Source organism: Paenibacillus sp. M2 (genome assembly GCF_046713495.1).
GTDB classification, from domain to species: Bacteria; Bacillota; Bacilli; order Paenibacillales; family Paenibacillaceae; genus Paenibacillus; species Paenibacillus amylolyticus_B.
Map to the genome: position 1 here is coordinate 6,205,896 of NZ_CP169648.1, position 23,638 is coordinate 6,229,533.

A 23,638-nucleotide genomic window follows, 5' to 3' on the forward strand; every position below is an offset into this window, starting at 1 on the left:
TTGCAAAAACATAGATAAGGAATGGGGAAAGCCCCATTCCTTATCTATGTTTTTGATTAAGCATTTTACATAAATGATTCAGAAGCTTGTCCATGTTCAGCAAACTTCAACTTATCGGGTTAATCTTTCTTTTTAGCAATAACGAGCACTTTACCTTTGTCGAGTTCACTCTCGTAGAAGTCCGCTTCGGCTTCGGTAAAGCCCATCGAAACAATTTTGGCCCGGAGTTCATCACCACGTGAGCGGAACAGATTCGCCAAGGAATCAAATACGCCTTCTTCCTTTATGCCAATTTCTTTGGCATCTGCTGTATCTGCAATTCGATCTGTACGATCCTTCTCATGGGCGAGAACAAAGATTTGATCAGCAAGGTATCCGGTAATCTGCAATTCTTTCACCGCTTCTACCGCCTGAACTCCGTTTTCTACCACTTTTGCATAAGCTTGCTCATTGGTTGAATTCATCGTTTCCACTCTCCTCTGATTTAATCTTCTGTATCGAGCTACTTAATATATAACCATACTATATGGGGTTGAAACGATTCGGTAATAACCAATCCTAGGAAACTGTGTCATCAAAAAGATCAATGCCTTCAATCTGCTGAGAGCCTGACTTCATATATACTTTCAGAGCCTGGTCTCCACGCAGAAACACTTCTCCGTCCTCTGCCACATAATAAGGTTTCCCGAGAGCATGATGGATCGCTTCAATATTCATCTCGATTCTCTTTCCGTTTAACATGATGTGATTCTCAGATGCATCGATATGCACATATTGAATGACATCCGTATCTTCACACAAACCAACCTTTACATCATGAAAGTGATATTCAGGACACCCCAGATAAGGATCTTCCTGCTTATGCCCCGGCTGGCCCTTCTTGGCCAACAAATCATCCATGGTGTCATCCAGAGAAATGCCATTCAGAGTCCGAAAATGCTGGAAAGTCTCGGATCGATCAACAGCCAGAGTTACCTCTGACGCCTTCTCTTCCATTGCCGTCCATTGCATATCGTGAGCAGCGGGTACCGCTGCCGGTTGAACGGAAAAGGGAGAAATTACGCTAAACATCACAAGCAGTAGTTTCATCATGATTCTCACCCTTTCATCAGGTTCATCACCGCTCTGAAGGCTTCTTTATGGTTACAAAGCGGTCATGTTACTTGCGCATCCGTTGCCATACATTCGCTGCAACATCAATATACTTCATCCAGTTTTTCCCGCCCTTAGCTTCACCATTATATGTAGCTTCATAGGATTGCAGGGTACGGTCCGTTGATGTAGCAGGCGGTGCGGTTACATGAACCGCTTCAGCATGTTTGGTCTGTTCAGCGTTGTTACGTTTGGTCTGAAATTTCGCCATCAGCGTTGTGGAGACTTGTTTGGCTGCTGCCGTCACTTCATTCAACACTTCACCCAGATTCTCAACAGATTCCATAACAGGATCAATTTTTTTCATTTTGTGCTGTACATCCACCGTAATATCATTGGCATGTCTTACCGTCTGCTTCACTTCATAACTAAGTTCATCAATGGTTTTCTGTACCTCCTGCAATGTCTGTGAGACATTGTCCAAAGACCCCTGAGCGGATTTCAAGGTACGAATTAAAAAGAAAACCAGTACTGCAAATGCCACTGCAATCAGGGCCACGCTAATTTGATAGATCATAGAAGAACCTCTCTTTCCATATGTGCATCAGTTTGTTATTGCTATAGTTACCCGGCGATTTCCCGGACGAAACAATATTATATATCCCTTCATATATGCCTTCGCTTGGAAAAAAAACCAATGTTTCAAGTGGTTAGCACTCGGTTAAAGTTAGACTACACAAGGCGGTGAGGTGAACACAACTCACTGCACAATCAATTATACGAAAGGATGAATACTTATGTTGAAATGGTCTGTATTATTTCTAATTATTGCACTGGTAGCAGGTATTTTTGGATTCTTCGGTATTGTTGAAGCAGCTGCTTCAATCGCGAAAGTACTCTTCTTCATCTTTGTTGTACTGTTCGTAATCTCCCTGATTACGGGACGCAGCCGAATGCGATAACCTCAGGCTCTGATATGACTGAGTCTTACTAAACGAATACATACAAAAGCCGATCGTGCTACCAAGCCGATTGGCTTTTGTGCGTTCAGGCATAGTTCAACTTTTCTATACTATGTATTGCACTCCCTTCTGCTTTATTCCAATCCGCTCTCGTATGAATCCCAAAAAAACAGGACCTTATTGAGATAGCCAACCCGGTTTTATCCCACCGAAGTATGATATTTACAGGCTTGCTATATACCCATATATGCGTCAGTTGACACTGGAGGATCCAAGAAAATATTGTTATAATTTGTGATTCATAAGGGTGCTTGCTTGGTTACTTGTAATCAGGACAACATTTTACATACCTACCGAGGAGGAAAAGAAAATGAAAAAAATCGTAAGTTTTGCTGCTGCTTTAACATTGATGGGTTCGATGGCTGCCGCTGCGGGTGCGGAGGAAGCGGTTACTGGAACGGTGACTCCGGAAAAAGGAACAGAAGCTACAACAACGACAACAACTCCGGCTGTTGAAGTGAACAAACCTGCTGTAGAAACAGTAGAAGGTACTACTGAGACAGTAACCGGTGCTACCTACAGCACTAATGGTAATAATCCTTCTCCTACAACAGATAAGTTATTTGACGAACCAGTTGTAAAACCAGGCGATGAAGTACTGATGCCTACAATGTTGCTGAACCTTCTGGAGCGCACTTGGTTCTATGATGCACCTAACGGTAAACCAATCGGTGCGTTAGGCTCCCAAGTCATCGATACAACAGGTGAAGTGGTTGACGGATTCGATGGCGGCGAGTGGGTGCAAGTGTACACGTGGAAAGGCAAAGCGTGGATCCACGTTGCCATTAAGTAACATCGTATATTCGTTCTAACGATAAGTAAAGAGGACAGCACGCACAATCGCGGCTGTCCTCTTTTGATTTTCCAAGATGTTCACTCCCTGTTCAAGGATTCCTTGTGACTTCTTCCGTCTTTGGTTCCACATGTACATGTACATGCATGATGTTATGCGATCGCTTCAACCGCTCTTCAACACGGTCACAGATCCGATGGCCTTCAATCAAGCTTAGGCCTCCGTCCACTTCAATGACTACATCCACAAGTACATGACTGCCATGCACACGTGCCTTCACATCCTTGATCATCTCAACACCGGGAACGCGTGCTACCGAGGATCTGAGATCCGTCAGTTCCTTCTGGTCAAATCCATCGGTAAGACGATGTGTAGAATCCCGGAAAATCTCCCAAGCCGTTTTGCAGATCAACAGACCTACAGCAATGGCAGCTACTTTATCCAGCCATGGAAGTCCGAACTGCGCACCTATAATTCCAATTGCAGCGCCTATGCTGACCCAGGCATCCGAACGATTATCTTTCGCCGCAGCCATCAGAGCCTGACTATTAATTTGTTTAGCCAGACGGTGATTGTAACGATACACGCCTAACATCACCACAGCACAGACTACAGCCACCGCTGCCGCCCACAGGTTTGGAGCAACAAAGGCTCCTTCATACCAGGAGCGAACGGCTTCAACCAATACTTGCAGCCCAACCATAGCCATAATAAATGAAGCCACCAAGGCAGCAACAGTCTCCGCTCTGAAATGACCATAGGCATGATCCGAATCAGGTGGTTTCTGGGAGATCCGAAGCCCGATCAATACAGCAACGGATGCCACAATATCCGTAAGGTTATTAAAACCATCGGCCAACAAGGCGCTGGAAGCAAATAAATAACCACAGATCAGCTTAAAGGCGGACAAGACGAGATAGGCTGCGATACTAACCCAAGCCCCTCGCTCCCCTTTTCGAATTTCTTCATAAGCGTTCAAACCGGGCGACACCCCTTTTAACGTTTCGTATTACGGTTTTTTCATGTTAACAAATGTGGAGCGTGTGGGTCTACAGAAACAGTGTTGCCAGGCTCCATTGCTGTAGGCAAGCCGAAACAAAGTTGCCAGACGGCAGGGCTGTAGTTAATGAGAAAAAATGTTGGCCTGGGTAAAACCAAAGGTTTTGAGCATTTTATCAGGTTGCCCTTGTAGGGCTTTTGTAAAACGTATAAAATAGGTACATCCCGTCCAATCTGGACGGCTCACTGTAAGACCGGGAGGGAAATAACGATGAGCGAAAATAACGAACCGAAAAAGGTCAGTTTGCAGGATGCTATACGCCAAAAGCTGGCGCAAAAGAAAGAGCAAGCAAATTCCGGTAACCAATCCAGCGCCTACTTTGAAGGCGGACCTAAAGCGATGAAGAGTCAAAACAACAAGAAGCCTAACAACCAGCGTCGCCGTACTGGTGGATCTTAGGTCTTAAAGCCGCAGAGAAACCCATTGAATGACAAAAAGAACCGCAAGCCCTCTTCACAGAGGCTTGCGGTTCTTTGGTGTTCCTATAATAATGTGCTGCAGATGATGCTTCGTTTAAGCTTCTACCGGATACATTTTATTGCGCAGTTCTTTGATTTCATCACTTTCCAGATATTCGTCATAGCTCATTTGGCGATCAATGATGCCATTCGGCGTAATTTCGATAATCCGGTTAGCAATGGTTTGAATGAACTGATGGTCATGGGATGTGAACAGCATGGTGCCGTCAAAATCAATCATACCATTGTTCAGCGCTGTAATGGATTCGAGATCCAAGTGATTCGTAGGCTCATCCAGAATCAATGCGTTAGCACCAGTCTGCATCATTTTCGCCAGCATACAGCGAACTTTCTCGCCCCCGGAGAGTACGCTTGCCTTTTTCAAGGATTCCTCACCTGAAAACAACATACGTCCCAAGAATCCACGCAGATACGTTTCATCCTGATCTTTGGAATATTGACGGAGCCAATCCACAAGAGTCATGTCTACACCGTCAAAATATTTGGAGTTGTCTTTCGGGAAATAAGCTTGAGTTGTAGTTACACCCCATGTAAATTCGCCGCTATCCAATTCCGTTTCACCCATAAGAATATCAAACAAAAGTGACTTGGCATTTCCGTTCGGGCCAACAAATGCAATTTTATCCCCTTTGTTCACGACAAAGCTGATATCATTCAGCATGTTTACACCATCAATGGATTTGCTGATACGATCTACGGTCAACAATTGTTTACCGGCTTCACGCTCAGGTTTGAAGTTGATAAACGGATATTTACGGTTCGATGGACGAAGGTCATCCAGCGTGATTTTGTCGAGTTGTTTCTTCCGGGAAGTTGCCTGTTTCGATTTCGAGGCATTTGCAGAGAAACGTTGAATAAAGGCTTGAAGCTCTTTGATCTTCTCTTCTTTTTTCTTGTTAGCATCACGTTGCAACGCAAGTGCCAACTGGCTGGATTCATACCAGAAGTCATAGTTACCTACGTATAACTGAATTTTACCAAAGTCGATATCCGCAATGTGCGTACATACTTTGTTCAGGAAGTGACGGTCATGGGATACTACAATAACAGTACCTTCATAGTCCATCAAGAAGTTCTCAAGCCATTGAATGGATTCGAGATCCAAGTGGTTGGTAGGCTCATCGAGCAACAGGTTGTTTGGACGACCAAACAATGCTTGTGCAAGCAGGACACGAACTTTTTCATTACCACTTAGTTCATTCATTTTCTTATCGTGCATGTCACGGTCGATACCCAGACCGATCAAGAGTGCCGCTGCATCAGGCTCAGCATCCCAGCCATTCAACTCGGCAAATTCACCCTCAAGTTCACCCGCACGCAGGCCGTCTTCTTCTGTGAAGTCCGCTTTGGCATACAGCGTATCTTTTTCTTTCATAATGGCATAGAGACGACTATGACCCATAATTACCGTTTCGAGAACCGGATACTCATCATATTCAAAGTGGTTTTGCTTCAAAACGGCCATACGTTCGCCCGGGGTGATGTGCACCTCTCCCGAGTTTGATTCAATTTCACCGGACAAAATTTTCAAGAATGTTGATTTACCGGCTCCATTGGCGCCGATGAGGCCGTAACAGTTTCCTGGTGTGAATTTGATATTTACATCTTCAAAAAGTGCACGTTTTCCGTAGCGGAGCGTGATGCCGCTTGTACTGATCATTAAGCATACCATCCTTTATTGGTTAATCTGCATACTGCATGAATAGCAAGTTGCGTAAATCATGGATTCAATATCCCGATGCCTATTCTGGCACCATATTATAACACAAAAAAGCGGCAAATTCGAAAATTGGCCGCTTTTTACTTATTAAAGATTTGGTAAATGTACTGTTCATGCAGGCATATCCCTACATTAACATATTTAGCTCACTTTTGTTAGTCCCGTTTACCTTCCTCGTGGTGAATGCGGAGTGTTTCACCATGACCAAGCACCCGAATCCGCTCTTTACCAATGCCTAGCCGTTCACGTTCAACTTCCAGCCGATCCAGCGCTTCCTTGGGCGTATCATCCGCCAGCTTGAATGTGCCGTAATGCATTGGCACCATGAGCTGTGAGCCGGATTCAACGAACCCCTGCAGCGCTTCTTCAGGTGTCACATGCTGAGAAGTCATGAACCACTCCGGATCGTAGGCACCGATGGGCATCAGGGTAACACCAATGTCAAAGCGCTCTCCAATCGTTTTGAAACCCTGGAAGTAACCTGTATCACCCACAAAATACAACACAGGCGGACCGCCTGATGCTTTGGATGTTTCATTCTTCCCTGATTCCGTGGATGATTCATCCTGACTGCTCGCTGTTGCAGCACTTTCCGCTGCTGAAGTCGTCGCCGCATGGTTCTTTTCCAACACATAACCGCCCCAGTGGGACGTATTGGTATCAAACAGTGTTCGGCGCGTCCAGTGCTGTGCAGGCACAAAAGTTATTTTGACTCCGCCAAGTGTCATATGATCCCACCATTTCATCTCCTGGCATCGATGGAATCCTTTGCGAATCATCTTGCGCTTCAGACCATCGGGTACGATCAGCAACGTCTTGGCTGTAATCAGCTTACGCAAGGAAGCCAGATGCAGATGATCATAGTGGGAATGGGATATCAGAATGACATCCAACGGTGGAATATCCTGAATCGGAATGCCGGGGGCACCGAGCCTTCGTTGAAATCCCATTTTTTCGGCCCACACCGGGTCAGTCACGATGTTCAATCCATAATATTGAATGAAAAACGTGGAGTGACCAATCCAGGTAATACTTGTGTCATCCCGGTTGGCATGCAGATAATCCAGTTCAGGCGGGTGTTTGGGCACGGTGTAGGAGTAGTCCTTCACTTTATTGCGCCGTTGCTCCCTCCATTGCTTGAATTCCTTCAGCGTTTTGTCCGTACTTACATTATCGATATTGTTATAACGGATTTTCGGCATGAAAGGGCCCTCCTCCCTTCCTCATTTCTTAACAAGAGATTACCCCAAACGGGAATGGACGTACCAACCAATCAATCCTTTGGGTTCTTATATACGGCCAAATATACAAACAGAAAGACAATAGCAGCCGCAATGATCAGTGGAGGGGCGTACATAATGGTGAATGTCTCAAAAAAGCTTAATCCGGTTATACCGGGTATCCCCGTGACTCCCTCAGTAGATAGTGGATCCAGCAAGGGAGTCATGTGTAAAAACATGTTTGGGTGCATGAACAGACTCATCCTTTCTTTTTACCAGAATTACCGCGCACATAATTGGCATCAAACAGGAACAGCTTCATAATCAGCACAAGCGAAGGAATGAGCACGAGTAGCCCCAGACTAAACGCTGTAATGAGCGCAATCCCCATCGTACGATTCGTAAAGCTGTCGTAAATATTGATGTAAGGATACAGAATGTACGGAAGGTGGGATCGCCCATAACCATACCAGGCAAAGGCAAACTGAAGCATGACAGCGACAAAGCACCAACCTAGATATTTACTTTTCCACACCAGCGACACGGCAATGACAAAACAAATAAACGAAGCGATGAACATCCACGAAATATTCACCATCTGCTCAAAGTGTGCGGGATTCTGTTTGTTAATCTGCAGAAAAGCCAGAAAGCTCGCAAAAATGGTAGGCAAACTCCAGAGCAGCGCGTACTCTCGAAGCACCTCATATGCCGGCTCATCCCCCGCCCGCTTCGCATAATAGGAAAGAAACATCGCCGAGATGTAGAGCACACTAACCAATGCAAGCAAAACAACCGACCAGGTATAGGGATTCGTCAGAAATTCACGCCAGCGAAAAAACACCTGATCGCCCACCTGCTCAATGATCCCGCCTTCGGATATTGCCAAAATGGTGGAGAATACCGCCGGAATCAGCAATCCCGTCGCCCCGTACAATGCCATATAGATCCGGCTGTTCTGCCCATGGTTGCCATAGGTATTGTAGGCGTAATATACGCCCCGGATCGCAAGCAGTACAATAGCCAGTGAACCCGGAACCAGCAAGGCAGTCCCGTAATAGAAGGCGCTGTCCGGATAAAAGCCGACCAATCCGACCACAAAAAAGATCAGAAACACATTCGTCACTTCCCACACGGGAGACAGGTAGCGCTGAATGATGTTATGAATTTTGTTCTCGTGCCCAGTCAAAATGCTGTAAAAGCTGAAGAACCCGGCCCCAAAATCAATCGAAGCGACGATCAGGTAACCGAACAAAAATGTCCACAATATCGCGATGCCTGCAATTTCGAAACTCAATGCACGATCCCTCCTTCAAGCCCCAGAGACTCCAGTTCCTTCTCTGCTTCCTTGTTGCGGAACAGCTTGCTGAGCACCCGAATGCACGAGAAACACAGGATCAGATACAGCAAGATGAACAACACCAGCATCCATCCTACCGAAGTTGACGTCGTAGCCGCTTCCGCCACCTTCATATACCCACGTAAGATCCAAGGCTGTCTGCCAACTTCAGCGAACATCCACCCCAGCTCGATGGCAATCATGGCCAGAGGCCCCAGCAAGACAATGCCAAGCAGCAGCCATTTGGGATATGGCTTGCGCCCTGGTAACCACCGCCGCAGTACATATAACACAGGAATCATCAGGATGATCACTCCGGTTGTGACCTTCAGGTCGAACATATAATGAATGGACAACGGTGGTCTTAGATCCGCCGGAAATTCTTCTAGACCCTTCACTTCCGTATCGGGACGATTACCCGCCAAAATGCTAAGAGCATAGGGAATCTCAATGGCGTATTTCACCTCATTGTTCTCATCCAAAATCCCCCCATAGACGAGCGGTGCCTCTTTCATCGTCTTGAAATGCCATTCTGCGGCAGCCAGCTTCTCCGGCTGATATTTCGCGAGAAATTTACCGGAGGAATCTCCGATCATGACGGTGCTAATCGCAAATACGAGTGCAGATACCGTCGTGAGTTTCAGTGCTTTTTTGTAATACACATGATCCCGTCCCCGAAGCAAACTGAAGGCGGCTATCCCCGCCAGAATACCTGCACTCAAGGTGTAGGATGAAGCGAGTACATGGGACACTTTGGTTGGCGTTGCCGGATTCAACATGGCAGCAATCGGATGAATGTCCTTCATAATGCCATTAATCAGGGTGAATCCCTGAGGCTGGTTCATGAAGGAGTTCACCGTTGTAATGAAAATCGCAGATGCGGATGAGCCGAGAGCTACCGGAATCAACAGCAGCATATGCGTATATTTCTTTTTGAAACGATCCCACGTATAGAGGTAAATTCCAAGAAAGATCGCCTCGATAAAAAAGGCAAACGTCTCCATGAACAGCGGCAGGGCGATTGCCTGACCCGCTACCCGCATAAACATCGGCCACAGCAGACTGAGCTGTAATCCGATCGAGGTGCCTGTAACGACGCCCACGGCAACGGTGATGACAAAACCTCGCGCCCACCGGCGTGCCAGCAAGGTGTAATGCATATCATTGGTTCGGAGTCCTCGCCACTCGGCCAAGGCAATCATAAGTGGAACACCTACACCGATAGAGGCAAAAATAATGTGCACAAACAAGGTAAGGCCGGTTAGTATCCGGCTGAGCAAAACAGGGTCCAGGGATGACATGGTTACACTCCTCTTTCACATAATCGTTATGTACGACAGCAGTTACTCTGCTTGAACATGTATCTCAATAACTCATAATTCGGATGATGCTCTTCACAACGGCATACAGCACAACCACAGCTGCAACCAGACAGACGATGATGAGTGTTTTCTCTTGTTTACGGAACATATACCTGCCGTCCTCCTTTTGCATGGGATGCAAATTATGGCTCTATAGACAGTTTGCAAAAGAAGTTGTTTTTTTATCCGGGGAAATTGAAAAACAAAAAAAGCCTTTCCCCTTATCGCGCTCACGCGCTGAAGGGCAAAGGCTCTATTCGTAGGTCTCGTACATAATTATTATTCATGAAAAAGTGAAATACATTTCTTCATTCTTCATTAAGCAAGCTCACACCAATACGTCCTGCTTGGGCAGTCGAACTTTGAACGTGCTTCCTTTGTCCGGTGCAGATATAAAGGTCAGCGTACCCTTATGGTCCTCTACAATTTTACGGGAAATGTACAACCCAATTCCTGTTCCACCAATCTGCCGATGATCCGAATTATCGACCCGATAGAATTTGTTGAACAACATGTCCTTCTCTTGCTCCGCAATACCTATTCCATAATCACGCACATCAAGACATAACCATTCCTCTTCTTCCCATAACGTAACATCAATACGATCTGCTCCCGGCGAATACTTAACTGCATTGCCCACCAGATTATGCAGAACCTGAACCATCCTGTTCTGGTCAGCATAAGCAAAAAAGTCTCCATTAAACGTATGCACGTAGATACGTTGGGCAGACTTCATATTCCACTGTTCGGCAACCCCTTCTACCAACTCAACCAGCGGTACATACGTCATGTGGTAAGTCATACCTTCGTTGTCTAGCCGCTGAATATCAAGTACATCATCGAGCAAACTGCTCAGCCGCTTGCCCTCCGAAGAGATGGTCTGCATGAATTCCCGCTGCTGAGCTGCCGGAAGGTCATACATCATCATTAATTCCACATAACCCATAATGGTGGCTACAGGCGTTCGAAGCTCATGAGATACCACACTGATCAGCTCATTTTTCATCCGATCCAGCCGTTCTTCTCCTGTCCGGTCACGGAACACCAGCAGAAATCCATGGTTTTTACCCGGGACATCCATCTGCTTCATGTACAAGGAAAATACACTTTTATCCACATTATTAAATATAAATTCGGTCTCGATAAACGCTGTTTCTCCATTCAGGAATGCTCTCGTCTGTTCCATCAGATTGAAGTTGTCCGTTAATACCATCGTATCTATCGCTTGCGCCAAATCCTCAATGGATCTGCCCATAAAATCACCCAAACCAAACATCTCTTCTATCCTTCGGTTGACGATGGTTATGGTCCCTGATCGATCAGACATCACGAGCCCTTCTCGTACGGATTCAATAAATTGCTCACTGATATCTCGCTGTTCCTGAATGGCAATCTTCTCATTGAACAACTCCGAGTTCAGCTTCTCCAGCGCAAGGGCATGACGTACACGATCTTCTTCTGCTCTGGTCCGCTCTGTAATATCCTTAATAAACAGGTTGTATAATGTCTCATTTTTGCCCAACTGGATCTCAACAATTTTGTACTCGATCGGAAAAACGGAACCATCCCGTCGGATACCTGAAATTTCTTCAACGATGGTGTATCTTTTACCTTCAACATATTCAAATCGCTCCAGCAAATTCTTGATCTCCTTGCAGCTGGCCCCTTGAAAAAGAGATGGTGCTTCCTTGTGCAGGATCACTTCTTCCCGACGCAATCCAAACATTCTTTCAGCCTCCGGATTAAACTCAACGATCAGCCCATTGGAATCCACTGCGATAATCGCATCAATAGAGGATTCAATAATGGCACGTTTGACCTCTTCACTGTTCTTGAGTTCCTTGGTACGCTCAATAACCCTGTCCTCCAGCGTTAACTTGTCGTGACGAATCTGTTCGAATTGTTCCAGCAGTACATCGGCCATTTTGCGCAAATTACCAATCAGGATCTGTACTTCGGTTACATGGCTGGTTGGCCACTCCATCTTCCCATTTCGAAACAACAGCCTCGGAAGAGAGCCTGTCATCCTGGTCAGTCTTAACAGCGGGCTAACAACCTTACTGCTGAGAGGAGCCGCTACGATCATGGAAGCCACGATGATGATGAACAGGGATTGCAGCGTGGTCAGATAAATGGATTCGATTCGGGGGTAATACTTGGACGAGTCGGTCACAATGAATACCCGATATGGTGTTAACCTTGTCATTTCTGCTTCATAGATAAAGGAGGCTTGTTTCCAGTGATTCAATACATCGCTGTAATGGATATTTGCGGAACTTAGCAGAAAGAGGTTATCCCTTGATTTCAGAAGACGGAATCTGTCCATGTCCAGGTAATCGCCCGCCTGAAGTGTATTCAATCCAGAAGCGACGACTGTATCATTCCGATCCAGCAGAATTACATTCACGCCTAGTAGATGATGATAACGCGCCATATTCTGATCCATATTCTCAGAGGTAACATACTCTTCATCAATGTCCTGAACAACCGCAGTCGCTGCATATTTCATATCACGTAATATGGCATCATTCATTTGACCCAATTGTCTGCGGCTATCTGCGGATAACAGTAAGAGAGAAACAAATACCACAAAGGCGACTACGTATTTAAACGCAATTCTTGTTAATGGAATGGTTCCCGTCCGCTTTGATTTGTGTTCACCAGTGGTGATCCAGAAATCAACTACAATTCCCGCAATCAGCGCATTTACCATACCAATCACAGCAATATACATATACTCATACTTCAAATCGTCTATATCTAAACCCAACATAAAATGCCCGGAATAGATAACAGGAAGTAACATCACTACCCAAAAGACAGCATTAGCCTTGATTAGGCTGCCATTCTTCCAACGGATCTGCCAAACGAGCATCCAGATTAATTCCAAGAAGTGGGCAAGCATTACAGTTAAGTTGTGCGGCACAAAGCCGACAAAGACAGTATTCAGCAGATGGATGACTGTAAGGGTTACAAATCCATAGATGGCCCCATGCAAACGAAGAGCAACGAGTGCTGCCGCGCTACCAATCATATACTGTACACCATAGAATAAAGTAAACGGAAAAATAGTGCTTAGTGAGCCCAGAATGATCAAAATGCTGGTCCCAATCCAGGGTATTCTCAGCTTCAACACGACCCAATCTAGCATATGTCTTGCCTTTATACGATCCATAAGCAATTGTCCTCATGGATCATTTTTTCTACTGTTTTCAACAACAACGTTGGTTCCCCCTATAAACTTAAGCGGATACAAATATTACTTTTTTCCCCTTAACTCGTTCTGATCCATTATACTGTAATTAGTACTTGGTGTAGATTTGGGAAATTCTGATTGATCGGCAACCAAACTGCATTCATGCTAGAATATTGAAGTTCATCAAAAAAAGCGTATTCTTTCTCTACATATACATCCTATATTTTGGGATAGAAACATTAAAAAATTTGCGGCATTTATTCGCAATTCACCTTGTTTTTTTAGCATTTTCTTAACATATTATTTTCACCAGGAGTGTGACCCTATGACTATCAAAGTACTTCTTATAGAAGATGAGAAAAATCTGGCCGACATGATTGCTTTCTTTCTTGAGGAGGAAGGATACATCACTGAACGGGTTCATCATGCCCGCGAGGCACTTCAACTGTTTCCACAATTCCAGCCGGATATTGTTGTAACGGATCTCATGCTTCCTGAAATGGATGGAAATGATCTCGTAGAAGCCTTTCGCCAGCACTCCACTGTGCCCATTCTGATGATCTCGGCAAGCACCATGCTGAATGATCGACTTCGCGCATTGCATAATGGTGCGGATGACTTTCTGTGCAAACCATTTAGTTTGAAAGAGCTGGATGCCCGGATCAAAGCACTGCTGCGAAGATCAATCATTTCCTATAAGGATAAACCGGTAAAAGAAGATAAGCAGGCAGAGGTTACTGGGCATGTGAATGTGAATGAGTACAGAAGAACTCTGTTTGTGGATGGTGTTGAAATCGAGGTCACTCATATTGAGTTTGAGATTATGAAGGAATTGTACCGCAATCCGGGTAAAGTGTTCACCCGCAATGAACTGATGGATCGGATCAAAGGCTCCGAACGCGCCTATCTGGATCGTACCATTGATGTTCATATCTCAAGTCTGCGTAAAAAAATTGAGCCTGACCCCAAGAACCCACGTTATATTAAGACGGTTTGGGGAACAGGCTATAAATATGTGATCTAATACGATCTTAACGATTAAGAAGTTAAACATCTTTGGCCATATCTCTCTTTTATCTCATGGATAAGATGGGTGGTATGGCTATTTCTGATTTATGGATAGACGAAGAATGAAACCAATTTTCCATATCCTTGATTAGTTGATTCGGGTCATGCTCGTTCCAGAGAATCATCTTCATCTCACCTGTACCTGTAATCTGTTGCAGGTGACGCTTCCGAATAAGGGATTTGAAATCCGTAATGACCAGTAACGGAAGTTGTGGCATAAAAGCCCGAATGGCATTTGCTGCTGACACCGCTTCTTCGGCAACCTGATAATCAACAATGCAATAACGGGCATTTTCCCAACTTCCCCGATGTGTTTCTATCGCAGAACCAGATGCTGAGTCCTCAATCCAGTTCCTGAACAATTGAATAATATTCTCATATGCAATACGACGTTTTCCATCCGAGAGCACGGTAATGGGTTCCATAGGTATAACCTCCAGTTGATTCTTATCTTTATTGTGCCAATTTTCGTTTAAAAATGTTTGTGCGTGAACATGAAAGAAGTGTTAACAAATTTCGTACTTCTTCACATTAAGTGTTAGAAACGTCCACTTCACTTCTGGATGATTTCGCAGATTCCACACATTGATGTAAAATAGAGAAATACCCGTGTGATTTAATTTACGGGAAGTTAAAGATGAATCTGGTACTATAGGAGGTTACATTGATGAATATTGTTTCCATTGAACCAACACCGAGTCCAAATACGATGATGCTACATCTCGATGAACGTCTGGAGGACGGAATTCGCAAAACATATACACTGGACAACGAACGATCTGCTCCGGCGTTCATTCGCCAGATGCTTCATATTCCCGGTGTAAAGAGTGTGTTCCACACAACAGACTTTGTGGCACTTGATCGTAAAGGGAATGCCGACTGGTCCGTTATCTTGGGTGAAGTCCAAAATCGCCTTGGACAGCAAGGCATTGATCTGGACTGGATTGAATCCGAAGATGGTTCAGGTGAGCACTTCGGAGAAGCACAGGTATTTGTACAATTCTTCCGAGGCGTACCGATGCAAATTAGGGTCAAGGCCGGGGTCAAGGAAGAACGAATCTCGTTGTCCGATCGCTTTGTCAAAGCCGTGACAGAAGTCGCCAGTGCAACAATGATCAAAGAACGCAAACTGAGTGATTACGGTGTTCGATATGGTGAATTGCCTGATATTGCACGTGAAGTTGAGCAGGAATTGGAAGCCGCTTACCCCCCGGAACGGCTGGAGCAGGTCATCAAACAGGCCATTGAACATGGTACCAAATCCGAAGAGTTCGTCGAGCGCCGCCGTGAATTGGATGGAGCCGAACTTGAAGAGGCTCTGCGAAACGAGGACTGGAATGTTCGCTATGCGGCATTTGACGGCATGGAGCCTACGGCCGAAAGACTGCCTCTCGTAGCCCATGCCTTGCATGACAACAAAATGCAGATACGTCGCTTGGCTGTCGTATACCTGGGTGACATTCGTACACCGGAAGCGATGGAATTGCTGTATGAAGCGCTTCAGGACAGTTCTCCTGCGGTACGCCGGACTGCCGGGGATACCTTGTCTGATATCGGTGATCCTGCCGCCACTCCAGCCATGACAGCTACGTTATCCGATAAAAGTAAACTTGTACGCTGGCGTGCAGCTCGTTTTCTATATGAGGTCGGAACAGAAGAAGCAGAACAAGCGTTGCGAGTTGCAGCCGATGATCCCGAATTCGAAGTCAGCCTGCAGGCCAAGATGGCTCTGGAGCGAATCGAATCCGGCGAACAAGCTGCTGGAACGGTATGGCAGCAGATGGCTGGTCGTAACAAAAAAGAGGAATAGTCGTCTCTCAGACCTCACATCCAACAATTGTTATTGCACTGGAAAACCATGCGCGTTATACTGATTGTCTGTTTACTAAACAGGACACACGATGTTAAGTTGTGTTGTTCATAATTTCATAGACAATAGATACACCTCATCCATTGATGGTGAGGTAGAGGTCGCGGGTGCGATCAGTACGCTGATGGAGGCGCTAAGGAGCCGCTTATGAGATCAGCCGAAAGGTGTACCCGCCGAAGCTCGCTGGACGTTCCTTATACGGTCCGGTGAGCTGGGGCTGCTGTCGAAAGGCGCAGAACTGTCACGGAAGTACATTTCCTTTATATTAAGGTATGAATTCTTCTGTGTTGAGCTATCTTAATCATCTGGGACATGGTGCGGACATTGAAATATTAAAGACCGCAGGCTGATGCCTGTGGTCTTTTTGTTTATGAATTCAAGTATCGCAAACATCAGTATATCGAATGAAGGAGTGTTTCCATGCAAGACCGCAGTAACCCAACAACAACTGGACCTTCCCTGAAAAAAGGATTACGCGCACGCCATATGACGATGATCGCCCTCGGTGGCTCAATTGGTACCGGGCTGTTTCTCGCAAGTGGTACCGCCATCTCAACCGCAGGCCCTGGTGGAGCATTAATTGCCTATGTGGCCGTTGGCATCATGGTTTATTTCCTAATGACCAGCCTTGGTGAGCTTGCTACCTTTATGCCGGACTCCGGTTCATTTAATACGTATGCCGCACGTTTTGTCGATCCTGCTCTCGGGTTCGCCATGGGCTGGAACTTCTGGTACAACTGGGCGGTAACCATTGCAGCAGAGCTTGCTGCCGCTACTGTACTCATTAAATACTGGTTCCCCGACAGTTCATCCATGTTATGGAGCTTATTGTTCCTCGTGCTGATCTTTTCCTTGAACGTGTTGTCTGTTAAAGGCTATGGAGAGTCCGAGTACTGGTTCGCCATTATCAAAGTCGCTACTGTTATCATCTTCTTGGCCGTTGGTGTGCTCATGATCTTTGGGATTATGGGCGGAGAAGCGGTTGGTTTCAGTAACTTCACCATCGGTGATGCGCCCATCCATGGCGGATTCTTCGCCGTGTTAGGCGTATTCATGGCTGCGGGATTTTCATTCCAAGGTACCGAGCTTATCGGGGTAGCCGCTGGTGAAAGTGAAAACCCGCGCGAAAATGTACCTCGTGCGATTCGTCAGGTATTTTGGCGCATTCTGATTTTTTACATTTTGGCAATTACCGTGATCAGTCTGATCATCCCGTATACGCATCCGAATCTGCTCAAAGGTGACCTGGAGAATATCGGTGTCAGCCCGTTCACACTGGTATTTGAGAAAGCTGGCCTCGCCATTGCAGCTTCCGTCATGAATGCCGTTATTTTAACCTCTGTACTCTCTGCCGGTAACTCAGGCATGTACGCTTCAAGTCGGGTTCTCTATGCCCTTGCCCGTGACGGTAAAGCCCCTCGTTTCCTGGGCAAGCTGAATAAAAAAGGCATTCCAATGAATGCACTTTTGCTTACAACAGCCGTTGGTATGTTGGCATTCCTTGCCTCCCTGTTCGGCGATGGAATTGTGTACACCTGGTTGTTGAATGCATCCGGGATGTGTGGTTTTATCACTTGGCTGGGTATCGCTATCAGTCATTATCGCTTCCGTCGTGCATACGTTGCACAAGGCAGGGATCTGAGCGATCTGCCTTACCGTGCACGCTGGTTCCCGTTTGGGCCGATCTTTGCTTTTGTCCTGTGTATCATCGTGATCATTGGACAGAACTATCAGGCATTCACGGGTGATCAGATCGACTGGAGTGGAGCCATCGTTGCCTACTTGAGCGTACCCCTGTTCCTGATATTGTGGCTTGGTTACAAATGGATCAAAAAGACCAAAGTGGTGCCGCTGCAGGAATGTGATTTCACACCTACCGATTCACCAAGTGATAAATAGTAGCTCCAACGTGTACCACCATTAACTGATTCAATCCGACTCTATATAAAAAAACCTCCCCGTGGCGTTGCAGTTTTCCTACTGTAGCGATACGGGGATATTTTGTTTTGGGTCCACTCTCCCCTTCGAACATTCCCGTACGTCCTTTCGTCCCTGTCCATATTTTGTATAGGTCGGTAAGTAGAATATAGAAAGGTATACTATTTTTCTTGGACAACGGGAGTTGATGTATAATGAAAAAATTCTCTATTCTGCTCGTTCTATTGGGCATCCTGATCATCAGCTTTCCTTTCCTGCGGGAAACGTATTATGACTGGCAGCAAACCCGTGTCATGAACGATCTGGAACAATTGCAAAACGGCTTGTCTAAGCTTAATCACTCCTTCGAACAAGGCATACAGGATGCAGCTTCTGCCGAGCCGACTACTGACAATACAGGTACAGTACAAGAGGCCTCCTCGGATACGTTGGGGGTACTATCGATTGACAAGATTGATGTCCGCTTACCGATTCTGGAGGGTGCAACGGAGGACAATATGAAGGTAGCTGCAACCCATCTTGTCGAAACCACCCGTATCGGGAATAAAGGTAATGCTGCCATAGCCGCTCATCGCGCCCACAAAAAAGGACGGCTGTTCAATCGTCTGGGAGAACTCCAGATTGGTGATTCAATGGAAGTCACCTTGGCAAATCGAACAATTATCCAATATAAGGTAGATCAGATATCCGTTGTAGAGCCAAATGACTTATCTGTGCTGGAGGATCCCGGGCTTGGGCAGGTCCTTACCTTGATTACCTGTGATCCACTCGTCAATCCAACACATCGCCTAATTGTAAGAGCTATTGAAGTGAAACCAAATATTACGGGGACTTGATCCTGCCTTAATATCATCAAAAAATACCCTCTAGCATATTCACACGTCGACGCTAAGCCTTCGTAGTGATTGCTAGAGGGTATTTCTATCTACACACGATGAATTTTAGATACTTTGTGTTTCGATCTAGCGTTGAAGCTGTTGTCTGCGGCGGAAGTACATGAATCCCGCGCTACCTAACGCCATCAGCATCATGCCCACAGCAGTGTAAGCCATTGTGCTCTCTTCACCTGTTTGTGGCAACATTCCCTGAGATAACGAATTTCCGTTTGGCTGTGATGCAGAATTTCCATTGCCCTGTGACCCATCTGTACCCGTTCCAGCAGGAGGTGCAAGTGCACCATCCCCATCCGGTGCATCTGTATCCCCAACTGGAGGTGCATTGTCGTCACCGTTGGAATCGCCAGGCGAAGGAGGAGTTACTCCGTAATCTTCATCTGTTGGAATTTCGGTTCCGCCTTCAGGTTCAGTAGGTCCAGTAACCACTGTGCCTGGGATAGACGTTCCTGGTGTTTCCGGTCCTGGTGTTACTGGTTTCTCCGGATCTGGTGTTACACCCGTAGTAGGTGTTCCCGGATTATAAGGTCCACTAGATCCACCACCCGATACCGGGATGGCCTGATTCGTTTTTTCCACAACTACGGCTTCGGTTTGTATGTTCGTAATTTCAAATGGAACTGGTGTTGTTTCCAACATGTATCCGTTAGGTGCTTTTATTTCAACCAACTGATATTTATTGATATCCAAGCCTTCCAGTACAATTTCACCTTGTTGATTGGTTGTCAGTGTAGCTTCATCTAGACCTGTTACCTTGTGGAACTCCCAATTCCCATTTGCATCCATCAATGCAGTCTGAGCCCGTAATTCAAACACAGCTCCTTGAAGGTGCTGAGTTCTACCCGCATTGGTTTTAATCAATTTAACAGAACGATCATTTTTTTTATTTTCAATGGTCAATTGAGTTTCCGGTTTGATAATAGATACAAGGGTCTCCGGCTGTTCAATAACAAATCCTTCTGCCTTGGTTTCTACCAATGTATACGAACCATAGTCCAAACCATCGAATTCAATGATCCCATTTAGGTCGGTTACTTTTGTATCGATGACACTGTTGGAACGATCACGCAATTCGAATTCAATTCCGCTTAATACGGACTTATCCTTGGCATTTACTTTGGTAACGACAAGTTTACCGCCTGCACCCATTGCATTCGACTTCGTCAGTGTAATAATCTGAGTCTGATTCTCTACAATCGTAAACGGAATTGGTGTAGCATCCAATTGATAAAACTCAGGTGCCACGACTTCTACCAATTCATAATCCCCTGGCAACAGTCCACCTTTGGCGATCTTCCCATCTTCCCCTGTCGTTAACTCATCGATTTTCTCTCGCGTTGCTCCGTCCTTGGAGTACAATTCGAAAGTTGCACCCTTAAGTGTCTTGGAGGAGTCCACCGCATCTACCTTGGTTAATTCAAAGCCTTGACGAATCTTTTTATTTTCAATTTCAAAGGAGATATCCGCATCCTTGAATTCAATCGTTTTACCTGAGGCAGAGCCATATTCAGGATCAACCAAGTATCCTGCCGGTGCAGATAATTCTTTTAACTTATAAGGTACACCGTTGGTTAGATTGTTTAATCGATAGTTTCTGGAGCTTTCAACCACACCATTCTCGTCCGTTGGTTTCAAGGTTTCCAGAAGCGTAGTTCCAGACGCATTATAGATTGCAAATATTGCACCCTCCAGCGGAACTCCTGTATCACTGACTTTGTGAATTCTGATTTTGCCCAGACCTGTAGAGGCTCCTCCACCTGCTCCAGCCAAGGAAACTTTGATTCCCGACTGATTACCTTCTCCGATTACCGAGGAAGATTGGCCTGCAAATTCAACCTTATTCACAATTCGGGCGCCATGATCGGCATTAATATAAGACTGATATTCCAAAATGAATGCGGTATGAATATCTTTCTTGAAGGTGAAGGTAAATGTATTGCCCTCCACGTCCAATTCATAATCAGCCGGATCAACAAGTCCAGCTTTGGTGGATACATTGCCTGAATTGTTGGCAGGTAAATTGGTTGCATATAATCTCAATGAATCAGCCAATAAAATCTGGTTCTCTGACAAGGTATCTGTTAATTGATTACCCGCAGGAATGAAAGATTGACTTGGATTGATATTTACCGTCCATGATGCTTTATCCGTTGTACCTTCTTGCTTCCCTGTTTTGCGGACGTATACACCACCGTTGGCAGGTGTAACACTGGCTGATCTATTAAATCGTATTGCACCACCCTCACCATCCGTCAGAACAGCCTGGTTGGCATAAGCGCCTACGACAGAATATGGTCCATCCAGACTTGTTTGGTACTGAATGCGATAAGCCATTTTGCCCATGTTACCCAGATCCAACACAAAACCTTTACCGTCCGGATTCAGCTGGAATTGACCAGGTGTGAGCGGAACCTCGCTACCTACAGCAGTAACATTATTGGCTCCCTGTAACTCTAACTCATGAACCTTCAGTGAGCCGTCTACGAAAGATTGGTCTCCAGTGTAAGCATCCTTTAGGATTGCATCCTGAATATCAAACAAATTGTAGTTTACATCGATTGTCCAGGTGATCTTTTTATCTTTGGCGCTATATTCACCCTTTTTGTTACCATTTTGAATCGTGTAGTCTTGCGGTTTGACCGCAGCAGATTTGGTAATCGCCGTCTGTTTTACATCAGACTCTTCCCAATCGATCTTGGCTGAGTTGCGATATTCATCATTCGTTGGCATACCCGCTGTGGGATCGAAGCTTGTCTTATAAGTAATAACATGCTCCGTACTGAGCGTTACGCCGTCCTTCAAGCGAAGTGAGAATCCTTTTTCATACGTTGGATCAGCCGGGTCTGGAGTCAGTTCAAAGTCGCCTTTGTTAACACCACTCACTTGAAGACTACCCGGAATCAGTTTCATATGTCTGCCTTCGTAATTGTCGGTGATGACGATATCCGTCATGTCCTGCAAATCACGGTTCAAAACAATCTGCCATTCGATTTCTTTTGTGTTGAAGTTTTCACTTTTTACACTCTTTGCAAAAATGACCTCCTGAATGTCTCTTCGCCCTGTTTTGGAAGTACCATCATACATGTTCACTGTGTTCGTAATGGTGTCGTTTGTATAAACACGATGAATGGATTGTGTATCATATTCGATCTCATAGGCCTTTGTAATATCGTTCTTAAAATGTAATCTGAAGCCATCATCGAACCCTGTACCCATCGCTTCGAGTGTGTATTCATTTGGATTGATCAGTGTTCTGTTCGAAGCCGCTCCACTTGCATTAATGTCCACTTGATACACTTTGACGGAATTGTTGATCAGTTGCTGTTTTGCCGTATCAAAGCGGTCTTCAATCCATGCATTCGTTTGCATGATTTCTTGCTGATTGTAGTTATATTGCACTTTCCATGTAATCGTCTGTGTCACCGGATCATACGCACTATCTTGCCCTGACTTGTTCAAAGGCTCATTAAAACTCACACGAACTCGGCCAATATCTGTTTCGTCGTGCTCGCTCTGATCCGTTGTAAGCGCAACCTGGTTTTGATACTCCACGTTGGTGAACGGAGCAGTGGTTGGTGCTTTAACACTTGTCGTATAGGTTACACGATAGGCCTTATCTGTATCTCCCAATTGAATTGGAAACTGTGGTTCCGTTTGAACTACTGGGCCTTCTTTTACAGATCCATTCAATTGCACTTCCAATTCGCGAATTTCGATATTGCCCTTGAGCTCCAGCTCTGCTGGAAATGTGTCTGCAAGAACAGCATTTTTCATAGCCTTCTCGCCTTGGTTAAAATCTACGGTCCATTTAATTTCATCCGAGTTGAAGTTGTCTTTGTTTGCGCTTCCCGATTTCTTCAACTTATCTACGGCTGTGTTGGCAAAATGTACATCAATGATGCCCTGCCCTACGGAACTAAAGTCTATCTGTTGTTTCAAACCATCTACCATCTTGCTCTCATCAAACTTAATCCACACGTAGAAGTTGCCTTCCAGCTTCTCATGCTCGATCAGTTCATTAAAGGTAAAGATGATTGTGCCATCTGGATTCACCACATACTCTCCAACACCGCCATCCAGATTACCCTTAAGCTGCGATCCAATGATGAATTTATCGGGCAAGTTAAAGGTGAACGTAGAGCCATCGCTGTAGTTGTGGTTGTCATCTGCAAGTCCCCATGTAAAGACTACAGCCACCTCATCCTGAATGCGTGGTCGAATATCCTCGACTTTATCTCCTTTGACTTCAATCGTCCCATTCCCGTTGTCTTCTGGTGCCTGATTGTACATCTGCACACTGGTAATCAATTGATCTGTAATTACCGGGCCTGCAGCTGCGATTGCTAAACTGCTCTGGTTGAGGTTTCCCTCCCCCTCTTCTTCCGGAGTGGCAGCAACGTCAACGTTGTTGACCTCTTCCGAACCTGCCAAACCTTCTTCTGACGCTGTATCGCTGATTGCACTGGCTGGCAAGTTAGTTAATTCATCCTGAGCATGCATTGTTGGTGTAAATATCCAACCCTGCATCATTTGCGTGACCAGTAACAGAGCAATGATCACTATGCTCACTTTTTTCCTCATTTTTTGCAT

General features: G+C 45.4%; 19 protein-coding genes and 1 riboswitch. Of the genes, 7 read left to right on the forward strand and 12 right to left on the reverse strand.

The window, feature by feature from the left end; all coding sequences use genetic code 11:
* Positions 1-119: 119 nt before the first annotated feature.
* From ACETMN_RS28490 to ACETMN_RS28500, 3 genes are all read right to left on the reverse strand, one after another.
* Positions 120-464 carry a general stress protein gene (locus ACETMN_RS28490; RefSeq protein ID WP_017692267.1) on the reverse strand — a complete coding sequence of 115 codons (345 nt, stop codon included), beginning with the start codon at positions 462-464 and terminating at the stop codon, positions 120-122.
* A 94-nt stretch (positions 465-558) separates the two neighbouring features.
* The gene (locus ACETMN_RS28495; protein WP_188310501.1) at positions 559-1,071 is read right to left on the reverse strand and encodes a hypothetical protein; all 513 of its coding nucleotides are present in this window, start codon (positions 1,069-1,071) and stop codon (positions 559-561) included.
* 88 nt (positions 1,072-1,159) lie between these two features.
* Positions 1,160-1,669 carry a DUF948 domain-containing protein gene (locus ACETMN_RS28500; protein WP_036668007.1) on the reverse strand — a complete coding sequence of 170 codons (510 nt, stop codon included), beginning with the start codon at positions 1,667-1,669 and terminating at the stop codon, positions 1,160-1,162.
* 220 nt (positions 1,670-1,889) lie between these two features.
* Between ACETMN_RS28500 and ACETMN_RS28505 the strand changes: the two genes are divergently transcribed.
* Both ACETMN_RS28505 and ACETMN_RS28510 read left to right on the forward strand, forming a co-directional pair.
* Positions 1,890-2,054, forward strand: a complete 165-nt coding sequence (locus tag ACETMN_RS28505) for a DUF1328 domain-containing protein (RefSeq protein WP_017692264.1) — start codon at positions 1,890-1,892, stop codon at positions 2,052-2,054.
* 370 nt (positions 2,055-2,424) lie between these two features.
* The gene (locus tag ACETMN_RS28510; RefSeq protein ID WP_047841576.1) at positions 2,425-2,907 is read left to right on the forward strand and encodes a hypothetical protein; all 483 of its coding nucleotides are present in this window, start codon (positions 2,425-2,427) and stop codon (positions 2,905-2,907) included.
* 91 nt (positions 2,908-2,998) lie between these two features.
* Here ACETMN_RS28510 and ACETMN_RS28515 read toward each other — a convergent pair whose 3' ends face one another.
* Positions 2,999-3,886 (reverse strand): cation diffusion facilitator family transporter, encoded by an 888-nt coding sequence (locus ACETMN_RS28515; protein ID WP_091019327.1) that lies wholly within the window; start codon positions 3,884-3,886, stop codon positions 2,999-3,001.
* Positions 3,887-4,177: 291 nt separating this feature from the next.
* On the opposite strand from ACETMN_RS28515, the gene ACETMN_RS28520 reads away from it, so the two are divergent.
* Positions 4,178-4,366 (forward strand): hypothetical protein, encoded by a 189-nt coding sequence (locus tag ACETMN_RS28520; protein WP_017692261.1) that lies wholly within the window; start codon positions 4,178-4,180, stop codon positions 4,364-4,366.
* A gap of 114 nt (positions 4,367-4,480) precedes the next feature.
* On the opposite strand, the gene ACETMN_RS28525 is transcribed toward ACETMN_RS28520, so the two are convergent.
* From ACETMN_RS28525 to ACETMN_RS28550, 6 genes are all read right to left on the reverse strand, one after another.
* A complete protein-coding gene (locus tag ACETMN_RS28525; RefSeq protein ID WP_091019326.1) occupies positions 4,481-6,106 on the reverse strand; it encodes an ABC-F family ATP-binding cassette domain-containing protein in 1,626 nt (541 codons plus the stop codon).
* A 215-nt stretch (positions 6,107-6,321) separates the two neighbouring features.
* Positions 6,322-7,368 carry an MBL fold metallo-hydrolase gene (locus tag ACETMN_RS28530; RefSeq protein WP_149846806.1) on the reverse strand — a complete coding sequence of 349 codons (1,047 nt, stop codon included), beginning with the start codon at positions 7,366-7,368 and terminating at the stop codon, positions 6,322-6,324.
* 71 nt (positions 7,369-7,439) lie between these two features.
* A complete protein-coding gene (gene cydS, locus ACETMN_RS28535; protein WP_143786564.1) occupies positions 7,440-7,625 on the reverse strand; it encodes a cytochrome bd oxidase small subunit CydS in 186 nt (61 codons plus the stop codon).
* A 20-nt stretch (positions 7,626-7,645) separates the two neighbouring features.
* Positions 7,646-8,680: a cytochrome d ubiquinol oxidase subunit II gene (locus ACETMN_RS28540; protein ID WP_076212671.1), complete on the reverse strand. Its 1,035-nt coding sequence runs from the start codon at positions 8,678-8,680 to the stop codon at positions 7,646-7,648.
* A complete protein-coding gene (locus tag ACETMN_RS28545; RefSeq protein ID WP_036606964.1) occupies positions 8,677-10,023 on the reverse strand; it encodes a cytochrome ubiquinol oxidase subunit I in 1,347 nt (448 codons plus the stop codon). The genes ACETMN_RS28540 and ACETMN_RS28545 overlap by 4 nt, the downstream gene beginning before the upstream one ends.
* 388 nt (positions 10,024-10,411) lie before the next feature.
* Entirely contained in the window at positions 10,412-13,258 is a 2,847-nt protein-coding gene (locus ACETMN_RS28550) for a PAS domain-containing sensor histidine kinase (RefSeq protein WP_091019320.1), read from the reverse strand.
* Between the two features lie 346 nt (positions 13,259-13,604).
* Here ACETMN_RS28550 and ACETMN_RS28555 point away from each other — a divergent pair, with 346 nt between their 5' ends.
* On the forward strand, positions 13,605-14,303 hold the full coding sequence (locus ACETMN_RS28555) for a response regulator transcription factor (RefSeq protein WP_036668013.1): 699 nt from the start codon (positions 13,605-13,607) through the stop codon (positions 14,301-14,303).
* 49 nt (positions 14,304-14,352) lie between these two features.
* On the opposite strand, the gene ACETMN_RS28560 is transcribed toward ACETMN_RS28555, so the two are convergent.
* Complete coding sequence (locus ACETMN_RS28560) at positions 14,353-14,772, reverse strand: hypothetical protein (RefSeq protein ID WP_210110118.1); 420 nt, start codon at positions 14,770-14,772, stop codon at positions 14,353-14,355.
* Positions 14,773-15,014: 242 nt separating this feature from the next.
* Between ACETMN_RS28560 and ACETMN_RS28565 the strand changes: the two genes are divergently transcribed.
* From ACETMN_RS28565 to ACETMN_RS28575, 3 genes are all read left to right on the forward strand, one after another.
* Positions 15,015-16,157, forward strand: coding sequence for a virulence factor (locus tag ACETMN_RS28565; protein WP_047841582.1), 1,143 nt, complete (start codon positions 15,015-15,017; stop codon positions 16,155-16,157).
* A gap of 147 nt (positions 16,158-16,304) precedes the next feature.
* A riboswitch (Lysine riboswitch) is annotated at positions 16,305-16,520 on the forward strand.
* 117 nt (positions 16,521-16,637) lie between these two features.
* Positions 16,638-18,116 carry an amino acid permease gene (locus ACETMN_RS28570; RefSeq protein WP_091019314.1) on the forward strand — a complete coding sequence of 493 codons (1,479 nt, stop codon included), beginning with the start codon at positions 16,638-16,640 and terminating at the stop codon, positions 18,114-18,116.
* 233 nt (positions 18,117-18,349) lie between these two features.
* Entirely contained in the window at positions 18,350-18,991 is a 642-nt protein-coding gene (locus ACETMN_RS28575; protein WP_091019312.1) for a class D sortase, read from the forward strand.
* A 126-nt stretch (positions 18,992-19,117) separates the two neighbouring features.
* On the opposite strand, the gene ACETMN_RS28580 is transcribed toward ACETMN_RS28575, so the two are convergent.
* Positions 19,118-23,629: an LPXTG cell wall anchor domain-containing protein gene (locus ACETMN_RS28580; RefSeq protein WP_179198628.1), complete on the reverse strand. Its 4,512-nt coding sequence runs from the start codon at positions 23,627-23,629 to the stop codon at positions 19,118-19,120.
* Positions 23,630-23,638: the final 9 nt, after the last annotated feature.